At 61.0% G+C, this 10,046-nt stretch carries 11 protein-coding genes; 8 read left to right on the top strand and 3 right to left on the bottom strand.

Going from position 1 to position 10,046, the window contains the following annotated elements; all coding sequences use genetic code 11:
* A partial coding sequence (locus VMW12_02200; GenBank protein HUZ48534.1) for an MFS transporter occupies positions 1-1,335 on the top strand: 1,335 nt, incomplete at its 5' end.
* Positions 1,336-1,460: 125 nt separating this feature from the next.
* On the opposite strand, the gene VMW12_02195 is transcribed toward VMW12_02200, so the two are convergent.
* On the bottom strand, positions 1,461-2,189 hold the full coding sequence (locus VMW12_02195) for a pirin family protein (protein ID HUZ48533.1): 729 nt from the start codon (positions 2,187-2,189) through the stop codon (positions 1,461-1,463).
* A 74-nt stretch (positions 2,190-2,263) separates the two neighbouring features.
* Between VMW12_02195 and VMW12_02190 the strand changes: the two genes are divergently transcribed.
* Complete coding sequence (locus tag VMW12_02190; GenBank protein ID HUZ48532.1) at positions 2,264-3,058, top strand: ABC-2 family transporter protein; 795 nt, start codon at positions 2,264-2,266, stop codon at positions 3,056-3,058.
* Positions 3,055-3,930 carry a serine hydrolase gene (locus VMW12_02185; GenBank protein HUZ48531.1) on the top strand — a complete coding sequence of 292 codons (876 nt, stop codon included), beginning with the start codon at positions 3,055-3,057 and terminating at the stop codon, positions 3,928-3,930. Before VMW12_02190 ends, VMW12_02185 begins: the two co-directional genes overlap by 4 nt.
* A gap of 5 nt (positions 3,931-3,935) precedes the next feature.
* On the opposite strand, the gene VMW12_02180 is transcribed toward VMW12_02185, so the two are convergent.
* On the bottom strand, positions 3,936-4,427 hold the full coding sequence (locus VMW12_02180; GenBank protein ID HUZ48530.1) for a peptidylprolyl isomerase: 492 nt from the start codon (positions 4,425-4,427) through the stop codon (positions 3,936-3,938).
* 155 nt (positions 4,428-4,582) lie between these two features.
* Between VMW12_02180 and VMW12_02175 the strand changes: the two genes are divergently transcribed.
* From VMW12_02175 to VMW12_02155, 5 genes are all read left to right on the top strand, one after another.
* Positions 4,583-5,050, top strand: a complete 468-nt coding sequence (locus VMW12_02175; protein HUZ48529.1) for an ATP-binding protein — start codon at positions 4,583-4,585, stop codon at positions 5,048-5,050.
* 40 nt (positions 5,051-5,090) lie between these two features.
* Complete coding sequence (locus VMW12_02170) at positions 5,091-6,443, top strand: M20/M25/M40 family metallo-hydrolase (GenBank protein ID HUZ48528.1); 1,353 nt, start codon at positions 5,091-5,093, stop codon at positions 6,441-6,443.
* Positions 6,444-6,549: 106 nt separating this feature from the next.
* The gene (locus VMW12_02165; protein HUZ48527.1) at positions 6,550-6,750 is read left to right on the top strand and encodes a DUF3311 domain-containing protein; all 201 of its coding nucleotides are present in this window, start codon (positions 6,550-6,552) and stop codon (positions 6,748-6,750) included.
* A complete protein-coding gene (locus VMW12_02160) occupies positions 6,740-8,242 on the top strand; it encodes a sodium:solute symporter (protein ID HUZ48526.1) in 1,503 nt (500 codons plus the stop codon). Before VMW12_02165 ends, VMW12_02160 begins: the two co-directional genes overlap by 11 nt.
* Positions 8,243-8,498: 256 nt before the next feature.
* Entirely contained in the window at positions 8,499-9,377 is an 879-nt protein-coding gene (locus tag VMW12_02155; protein HUZ48525.1) for a hypothetical protein, read from the top strand.
* A gap of 62 nt (positions 9,378-9,439) precedes the next feature.
* Here VMW12_02155 and VMW12_02150 read toward each other — a convergent pair.
* Positions 9,440-10,046: aldo/keto reductase (locus VMW12_02150; GenBank protein HUZ48524.1), on the bottom strand; the 607-nt coding region annotated here is incomplete at its 5' end.

Raw genomic sequence — 10,046 nt, 5'->3', positions numbered from 1 at the left:
TTCGTGGTGGCCGGGCTCATCACGGTGTATTTCAGTTATCGCCTGGGTTACGTTGCGCAAACGGGCGATGCGGCGGCGATCTTTGCGTTCAAAAACCACGCTTGGCGCAACACGTTCTGGGTTTCGCTACCGGCGGGCGTGCTCTTCGTTGCGGGAAGTCTGCTCCTGGCGGAGTCGCCGCGTTGGCTCTTTGCGAAGGGGCGGCGCGAGGCAGCTTCCGCCGCGCTCTCGCGTTCGCGATCGAGCGACGAGGCGCAATTGGAACTGCGCGAGATGGACGAAGTGGATGGCGAGCAACGCAAATCGCCGTCGGCCGGCGCCAAAATCAGAGACTCCCTGCTCCAACGCCGATACGTCGTGCCGTTCGTCCTGGCATGCGTCATTCTCACGTGCAATCAACTCACCGGTATCAACTCGATCATCCCATATAACACCACGATCCTCTTGCAGGCCGGGCTCTCCGACGTGCAAGCGCACGTCGGGAGCCTGGTCTTCAGCATCGTGAACTTTCTGGTGACCATGATCGCCATGATGCTCGTCGATCGAGTCGGGCGAAAATTTTTACTCACCCTTGGAAGCGCCGGGATCATCCTCTCGCTCGTCGCGACGGGCCTGCTCTTCCACCGTACCGAGGCACATCGCGTCAACGTCCGCGCGCCCGTCCAAGCGATGGTTACGCAAGCGCAGACGCTCTCGCTACGCTTCGATTCGGCAACGGCCGGCAGACTCTTGACCGCCGTCGGCGAGCCCGCGCCCGGCCGGCCGCAATCGCTCGAGATCCTTTATTCCTACGGCGCGTTCCACTATGCAACCAACGTCGTACGCTCGAACGATCCGGCAGCGCCCCTGGCCATCGCGCGCGCCGTACCGGCAAACCGGGTCGAAGCATTTTTCGCAAATCCATTCGGTCATTTGGCCGTCGCGAGAACCGCGCCGCTCGTTATCGATTCCGCCTACGTGACGCCGTTGCCGCGTCAAACCAACGGATGGCTCGTCGCGCTGACGCTCTATCTTTTTATGGCATCGTTCGCGATCGGGCCGGGCGTCTGCGTATGGTTGGCGCTCTCGGAATTGATGCCGACCCGGATTCGCTCCAACGGTATGAGCATCGCGCTCTTTCTCAATACCGGAACATCAACGATCATCGCGGCCGTGTTCTTGCCGATGGTCGGCAAATACGGCTACTCGACGATGTTCTTCGCGTTCGCGGCATGTACGGTCATCTACTTGCTGACCGCGGCGTTGTTCTTACCCGAGACCAAGGGCAAGACGTTGGAAGAGATTGAGGAGCGCTTCATCGGAGCTCCTCAATCGGCGAAAATTTCGTCCACCTAGCACCAACGCCAAGGCTCGCCGGCATAGACGAGCCGATGCTTGGTTGAGACGTAGCCTGCCTGAGGGTTGCCCGCATGGTCGAGATGCAGGTAACTCGGGGAATCGAAGGCGGTCATGCTCACTCCTTAGGAGAGCGCGGGTACGTCCCACAGGGCCAATTCGCCGTGCCCCTTGACGCCCAACCTCGGCACGTCGAAGAGCCGAACGGCATCGCCTTTATGCAACGTTTCACCGTTCGCTTCCACCACGCCGTCGGCGACAAACAGAAAACCGTACCGCGACGGCGCAAATTCGTGAACCACCATCGCGTCCTCCACTCGCGCGACCCCGAAACTCGCGGCCTGCGTAATGCGAATCGGCGCCTCTACGTGCTCTTGCCCGCTCACCGGATAGAGCCAACGGTTACGGCGATCCTCGATGCCGAACTGCATCTGGCCGTACGACGGCGGCGTCCCAAGCTTGCCCGGCAACACCCACATCTGTACGAGATGCAGCGGCTGCGATTGGCTGTTATTGAATTCGCTATGGCGCACGCCCGTACCGGCGCTCATAAATTGGACGCCGCCGGGGCCGACCACGCCGCGATTACCCATGTCGTCTTCGTGCGCGAGTTCGCCGGAAAGCACGTAGGTAACGATCTCCATGTCGCGATGCGGATGCGGCGGAAAGCCTTGACCGGCCGCGATTTCGTCGTCGTTGAAAACCCGCAGCGCGCCCCAGTTGAGGTTATCCGGATCGACGTATTCGGCGAAGCTGAACGAGTGAAACGTCTTGAGCCATCCGTGTTCGAAGAAGGCTCGCTCGTTCGAGCGCTGGATGGAGAACGCGGGGTTGTGGGTGGTCGTGAGGGTCATAACCTTCTCCGTAATCCTGGGGTGGGGGCGAACGGTTGCGGGGGCTTGGCATTCGGCGTGGAAGCGCGCCGATAATGCTGGGAGCCTACGTCCAATATTGGCGAACCAACCTGCTCACGATGCTCGAGTATCGGGCGAATTTCATCATGTGGTTCGTCTTTACAATAGTTTACCACGGCGTAGCCCTCGGCGCGCTCTACGTGACGATGCGTCAGTTCCCGTCGATGAACGGGTGGGACTTCCGCCAGATGTTCTTCCTCTACGCCCTCTGGATGACGGGGCACGAACTCCACAACGCGCTCTTCTTCAACGTCGTAAGCGTGCCGGAGTTCGTGCGCGAAGGGCGATTCGACCGCTTTTTGGTGCGCCCGCTCGACGCGCTTTTTCAGGTGCTGACCGTTCCGGCACAGCTCTTCCCGGACGGCTTGATTTTGGCGGTCGCCACGTTTGTTTTCGCGACGGCCTACGCGCACGTGCGCGTCGATTGGATCTTCTGCGTCTTCGCCCCGCTCGTCATCGTGGGCGGAGCTCTCATCGATCTCGGGATATCGCTCGGGGTCGCTACCGTTTCGTTCTGGTTCGTGCGGGTCGATACGCTACGCTGGGTCGTGATGTCGCTGGAGCAAGATTTCACGCGCTATCCGATCAGCATTTACACTCGCGGCGTCCGCGTCGTGCTCACCTTCATCTTGCCGTTCGCGTTCATGAACTTCTTTCCGGCGGTGTACTTTTTGCACAAAGCGACGACCGGGATGCAGGTCGACCCGCGTTTTGGCCTGTTGACTCCGGCGATCGGGCTGGGATGGTTCTTGGCCTCGTACGCCTTCTGGCAAGTTGGGCTGCGCCACTATCAGGGAACCGGATCGTGAAACGCTCCACTTTCGTGGCCGGTGCCGCGGCGCTTAGCCTAGCTCCTCATTCCATCGAGGCGGCGACGGTGCAGGCGCGCGTAGCGGCGATCGCCCGCGACGTGCCGGGCATCATCGGCGTCTATTGCCGCACGCTGGCAGATGCTCCACCGCTCATCGCCTATCACGCGGAAGCGATCTTTCCCACCGCGTCGACCATCAAGCTCTTGATTATGACCACCGCGTTCGCACTGGAGGAACGCCATCCGGGTACGCTAGCGCAGGAGCTCGTCACGCATCGCCGCGATCTCATCGGCGGCTCCGATTTTATGATCCACGCGCGCGACGGGCAGCGCTTCACCGTCGCACAGTTGCTCGTCCCGATGATTCAACTCAGCGACAACACCGCGAGCAATATGCTCATCGATCATTTCGGGATGGACGCGATCAACCGGATGGGCGCGACGATCGGCATGCGGCACACCGTCCTCGCGCGCACGTTCCTGGACTTCACCGCGATCGTTCACCACCAAGATAATCTCACCGCGCCGGCCGATATGGGCGAGCTCCTCTACCGAATCGCGCTGGGCGCAAGGGAGGGCGTGCGCACCGTCGTTTCCGCCACTCATTGTCGCCGGATGATCGAGATCATGCTCGGGCAGACCGACCGCGACGGGATACCGGCGGGTTTGCCGCACGGCATCCAGGTCGCGAATAAGACCGGCGAAATCGACGGAACGCGTAACGACATGGCGATCGTCGAACCGTTCGGCGACTCGCCGTACGTGCTGGCGATATTCAGCAAGGACGTGCGCGACTACGCGCGCATGTATCGCGCAACCCACCGCCTGGCCCGGCTCTCATTCGAGAGCGCGGGCCGGAGCGGGGCGTAGGCACGCTAGGAGCCTTTGGCTTCCAGCGTAACGCTCGTCATCTCATCGCCGCGGCGAATCGCGTCGAGCGCTTCGAAGCCCGAGCTCATCTGACCGAACACCGTGTATTGATTGTCGAGAAAACGCGCGTCGTCGAGGCAGATGTAAAACTGCGATCCGGCCGAGTCGGGGTTCGAGGATCGCGCCATGGCCACGGTGCCGCGCAGATGCGGAAGCTTGCTGAATTCGGCCTTGAGACTGTATCCGGGCCCGCCGGTTCCGTTGCCGTCCGGGTCGCCGCCCTGGACCACGAAGTTGGGCTCGACCCGGTGGAAGGTGAGGCCATTATAGAAGCCGGCCTCCGCGAGCTTCATGAAGGCGGCGACGTGCATCGGCGCCTCATCGGGGAAAAACGTAAACACGATGTCGCCTTTTGGCGTGACGATGCGGGCCTGCGAATTGCGGGCTCGCTCGACGTAGGATTCAAGTTCGTCGGCTTGCGGCGGGGCATACGCCATGGGATGGGCTCCTTCGAAGGTGGTATGGCAAAACGAGACCGCTGGATTGGTCGCCGAATCGGGTGATGCCTGGCGCGGTCAGCGGACGGGCAGCGAGGGCCGGCTTGCCGGGACGTTTAGCCGCATCAGTTTTCGGTAGAATGAGAGAGAAGCTCATGGCCACCCAATTCAATCATCCCAAGAAGCGTGCCGCGCATGGCGATATGAGCACGCTTCATCTTCGAGTGCCCCCGGACCCGCGATACGCGCGAACGGTCCGCGATGCGATCGTGGGATTTGCAGGCATCCACGAGATTCGAGACGAGGATCTCGAGTCGCTCCTGTTCGCGGTCGGCGAAGCCCTGGCGAATGCCATCGAGCACGCCGCCTCACAGGACGACATCGAAGTGCTGTGCGAGGTGGACCGAGAGCGCATCGTCGCTACCGTGATCGATCGTGGAAAAGGCTACCGGCGCGTTCCCACCGGGATCGTTCCCTTGCCCGCAGACCTGAGCGAGCGTGGGCGAGGGATCCCGATCATGCAGCGGTGCACGGATTTTTTTGACGTCCTCTCGCTCCCGGATCGCGGCACCGCCGTGCGGCTGGGACGATTTCGACGGACGTCTGAGACCTCGGGGCCGTAAACCGGCAAGAGGGCGGCACCCGCGCGTGCAAGCAGGGGGGATGATGCGTTTTCATGCCGCCTTTGCCTCGAGCCTTGCGCTCGCGCTCCTCGCCCAGCTTCCAAGCGCGGCATCGGCCGCCACCGCTCCCGCCGACCCCCGCATAACGGCCTTGGTCGACCAAGTGAGCGCAGCGCGCCTCGAAACCGACGATACGACGCTGGTGAACTTTCGCACCCGAAACGATTTCTCGGAGACCACGTCGACCGCGACCTCGGGCGTGTTCGCCGCGCGGGATTGGATCGCCGCGCAGTTTCGGGCAATTGCGGCAAAGAGCGACGGCCGCATGACCGTTCGGTTCGACACCTACGTGCAGCCGAAAACCCCACGCACCCCGCGCGCCGTTACCGAATCGAGCGTCATCGCGACGCTACGCGGCACGGAGCCGGGACGCATCTACGTGATGTCCAGCCACTATGACGATTGCAACGGCGACTGCACGGACGGATTAGGCGTCGCACCGGGCGCCGACGACAACGGCTCGGGAACGTCAGCCGTACTCGAAGCCGCGCGCGTTATGGCTTCGACCCATTTCAAGGGCACCATCATCTTCGCGTGCTTCGACGGTGAGGAGCTCGGCCTGTGGGGCTCGGATCACTTTGCCAAGGAGATGCGCGCGGCGCACGCGCCGATCGTCGCGGATTTGAACAACGACATCATCGGCAACAGCACCGGCGGCGACGGCTTGCACGAGCCGTTCGTGATCCGCGTCTTCAGCGAGGCGCTTCCCAGGGGAACGGTCGACGCGCGCGTCAACCTCTTAGGGCTCGAGAACGATTCGCCGTCGCGCGAGTTGGCGCGGTTCGTGAGCGACACCGTGCCCGCGTACCTGCCGGAGATGCACGTGCGTCAGATTTTCCGCGCCGATCGATTCTTACGAGGCGGCGATCAGGAGTCGTTCCAAGCCGAGGGTTTCCCGGCCATCCGTTTCGTCGAGCCGCATGAAAATTTCCGCCATCAGCACCAGAACGTCCGCGTCGTCGACGGCGTGCAGTACGGCGACCTTCCCCAGTTCAACGACTGGAACTACCTCGCGCGAGCTACGCAAGTCAACATCGCGACGCTGGCGACGCTCGCTCTGGGCCCGGCACAGCCGGCCGATGCACAGATGGTGCTCCAGCATCTCGGCTACGATTCGACCCTTCGCTGGAAGCCGGCCGCCGACGCCGTTTCGTACGAGATCGTCTGGCGGGCTACCGATGCCGCCCTGTGGCAGCACGTCAAAAACGTCGGCAACGTCACGCAAGCGACCGTTCCGGTCAGCAAGGACGACTATATTCTCGGCGTGCGTTCGGTCGATGCAGAGGGCTTGCGGAGCGTCGTCGCCTATCCCGAGCCGGTGCGAGTTCCGTAAAATCGGTGCGCTTGGTACTTCAAGCGGATCGCATGGCTCACGAAATTTAGCATGAAAAGTAGCAAGCGTTCGAGGAGAATGAGCACGGGTTAATAATCGTTAACCTATGAAAAGTAGCAAGCTCTGGTACGGACTCCTAGTGATCCCGTTTATCGCTACGCTCTTTCCGGGACTCTACAATCGGTTAGAGCCGCATATTTTCGGGATGCCGTTCTTCTACGCATATCAATTAATTTGGACCGTCTTCTGCGGAGTAATTCTCGCGATCTTCATTTTTGCGACGAGAGAGAAGACCGATGCACGCTAGTTCCGTCGTTCTTATCCTGTTGCTGCTCGGCGTCACCGTTCTCGGGTTCTGGGCGGCACATTGGCGCGAAAAGGGCACGTTGGAAACGATGGACGACTGGGCGCTCGGAGGCCGTAACTTCGGCGTTATCGTCTCGTGGTTTTTAATTGGCGGTGACTTGTATACCGCGTACACATTCATCGCCGTGCCGGCCCTCGTCTACGGCGTAGGCGCCTTCGCATTCTTTGCTCTACCTTATACGATCGTCGCGTATCCGTTCGCAATTGTGACGTTGACACGCTTCTGGACCGTCGCAAGCAAGCGCGGCTACGTTACGGCGGCAGATTTCGTGCGGGATCGCTACGGCGACCGCAGCTTGGAAATTCTCGTTGCCATTACCGGCGTTATTGCGATCCTCCCGTATATCGCGCTGCAGCTCGTCGGCATGAAGGTGATCTTCGGCCAACTCGGCGGCGCCTTCGCCGCAGGCGGAGGAGTGCTCGCCCTGACGGTCGCGTTTGTCTTGCTCGCATCCTACACCTACACGAGTGGCCTGCGCGCTCCGGCGCTCATCGCGTTCGTCAAGGACACGCTGATCTACCTCACGATCATCTGCGCGATCGTCGCGGTGACGCATATGTTCGGCGGATGGGCCGGCATCTTCGACGCTGCCGGAAAGGCCCTCGCCGCGCGGCCGAAACCCGCGACGCTCCTCCTCCCATCGCAGTTGTACTTCGCGTACGGCTCCGTGGCGTTGGGATCCGCGCTCGCGCTCTTCATCTACCCGCATTCGATTACGTCGCTGCTCTCGGCACGGACGCGGACCGTCGTCAAACGCAACATGGCCCTGCTTCCGATCTACTCGCTGCTGCTGGGCTTCTTAGCGCTGCTCGGCTACGCCGGCATCGCGGCCGGTATCAAGGTTGCCAACCCCCAGCTCATCGTACCGATTCTCTTCCAGCGCATCTTCCCCGATTGGTTTGTCGGCGTTGCGTATGCCGCAATCGTCATCGGCGCGCTGGTTCCCGCGGCAATCATGGCCATCGGCGGCGCCAATCTCTTCGCCAGTAATCTCTTCAATGAATTTTCGCCCACTCGCACCTCGACCGAAACGCGGATAGCGAAGATTCTAACCCTGGTTATTTGCGCGGTCGCGCTGCTTTTCGTGATCTTCGTCAATCCGAAGTATGCGATCGGATTCCAATTCCTCGGCGGCGCCTGGATTTTACAGATCTTCCCCGCGTTCATCATCGGGCTCTTCACGCGCTGGTTCCATCCCAAGGCGCTCATCCTCGGATGGGCGGTTGGAATTGTGGCCGGCACGTACATGGCCATCATGACGAACTTTACCGCAAACTTCCCGCTCCATCTCTTCGGTGGAACGCTTATCGGCTACGGCCCCCTCTATGCATTGATTCTCAATCTCATCGTTACCACGATCGCCACCCCCATCTTCGCCGCGGCGAAAGTGGGAGCGGGCACCGACTTTACATCGGCTGCAGATTACGCATAGTCGCTCGCACATCGCCGCTGCAAGGAGAGTTCACATGGCAGTTGCCTTAGACGCTCGACTCAACGAATTACCGCTCGCACGCGCGAACGGTATGCCCCCCAGCTCCGTATCGCCCCACCTACAAAGGAGAGTACCCACCATGAGCCTCATCCGAACGGGGTGTATGGCACTCGCATTGGCCCTCGGTTTCATCACTAGTGTCGGGATTGCATCGGCCCAAACGACACAAGGTGGAGCAGCCTCAGGCGCCAAGGCAGTGGCTAACCCACACCCAAAGCCCAAACCCAAGGCGCTTCTCGCCATCCTGCATCTGCAGCCCCAGATGACGTTTGAGACCGGCGGGGCCGATCTCCCGCGTCCCGACGCGCTCGGCGGCGCGACCGGCAACTTCCAGTACACGGGCGGCACTCTGCGCTTGAACTATGGAGCGCAGCTCTTCCTCGGGGACAAGTTTTTCATCAACTACTCCCATTTCTACATCAACCAAAACATCGGCACCGTAACCAATAAAGCCGGTGCTCCCGTCTACCAAGTCTTCAACGACGATTACGTTAACGACGTGAGCTTGAACCATCCGATTGGCACCGTCATGGCCAGTTTCGGCTTCCACCAGCGCGTGCGCCAGTGCTGCGGAAACCCGCCGGACCGCACGTCCGCCGGTGTGGTCGCCTACCATCTCCTCTACATCCAGGGCGCGACCCGCGTCGGCCCAAATAGCAAATACTTCGGTAAGTTGTTCGGCCTAACGCTCAACTTGGCGGACATTCCGCACAACAGCTCGCAGGTATTCACGGACCCGAGCACCGGCGGAGCGATTCCCTCGGACGGTAATAAATTAAAGCTTACCTACACGGGCAATATCACGCTCCCGATCGGCAATCCCAAGACCTCGACCTTCGCAGCGTTCTTGACGTATCTCAACAATTACGACTACTTCAATAATGCTCCGATCATGTATCTCTACAACCAGACCGACTTCGGCTTCATCAAGAAGTTCTCGTCGGACGTCACGCTCCAAGCCACCGACTCGAACCTCTACCAGCACCAACAGGGCTTCCCGTTCGTGCTTCCCAACACGATCAATCGCGCCAAACTCCTAGTCACCTTGGACTACGCGATTCCGATCCGGCAGTAACGGCTGCAAACAAAAAATAGCGTGGGCGCCCTGCGTCCACGCTATTTTTTTGCCCAAAGGGATTAACGATTAACCGTGCTCATGTCCGGATAGCGCTGGCCGGCGGTGCCGCCCTTGGGGGCCGCTTCGGCGATGCTCGCAAGGTCGCTCGCGCTCAGCTCGATCGTTGCGGCCGCAGCGTTCTCTTCCAAATACGAACGCTTCTTCGTTCCCGGAATAGGCACGATATCGTCGCCTTGCGCCAAGAGCCAAGCGATCGCGAGTTGCGAGGGCGTCACGTTCTTGCGCGCCGCGATCTCGCGGACCCGATCGACGAGTTTGAGATTCTGCTCGAAGTTCTCGCCCTGGAAGCGCGGGTGATTACGGCGCGTATCGTCGGCCGGAAAATCGTTCGGTGTTTTGAACGCTCCGCTGAGAAATCCGCGGCCGAGCGGGCTATAGGCGACGAAACCGATACCGAGTTCGCGCACGGCCGGCAGAATTTCGTCTTCGACGTCGCGCGTCCACAGCGAGTATTCGGTCTGCAAGGCGCTGATCGGGTGCACCGCGTGCGCGCGGCGAATCGTCGCCGGCGCCGCTTCCGAGAGCCCCAAGAAGCGCACCTTACCGGCCGCGACCAGCTCGGACATCGCGCCGACGGTCTCTTCGATCGGCACGGTTGCGTCGACG

The sequence above is a fragment of the Candidatus Dormiibacterota bacterium genome (assembly GCA_035532835.1).
Lineage (GTDB): Bacteria > Vulcanimicrobiota > Vulcanimicrobiia > Vulcanimicrobiales > Vulcanimicrobiaceae > DAHUXY01.
This window is presented reverse-complemented; position numbering and strand designations above follow the sequence as displayed.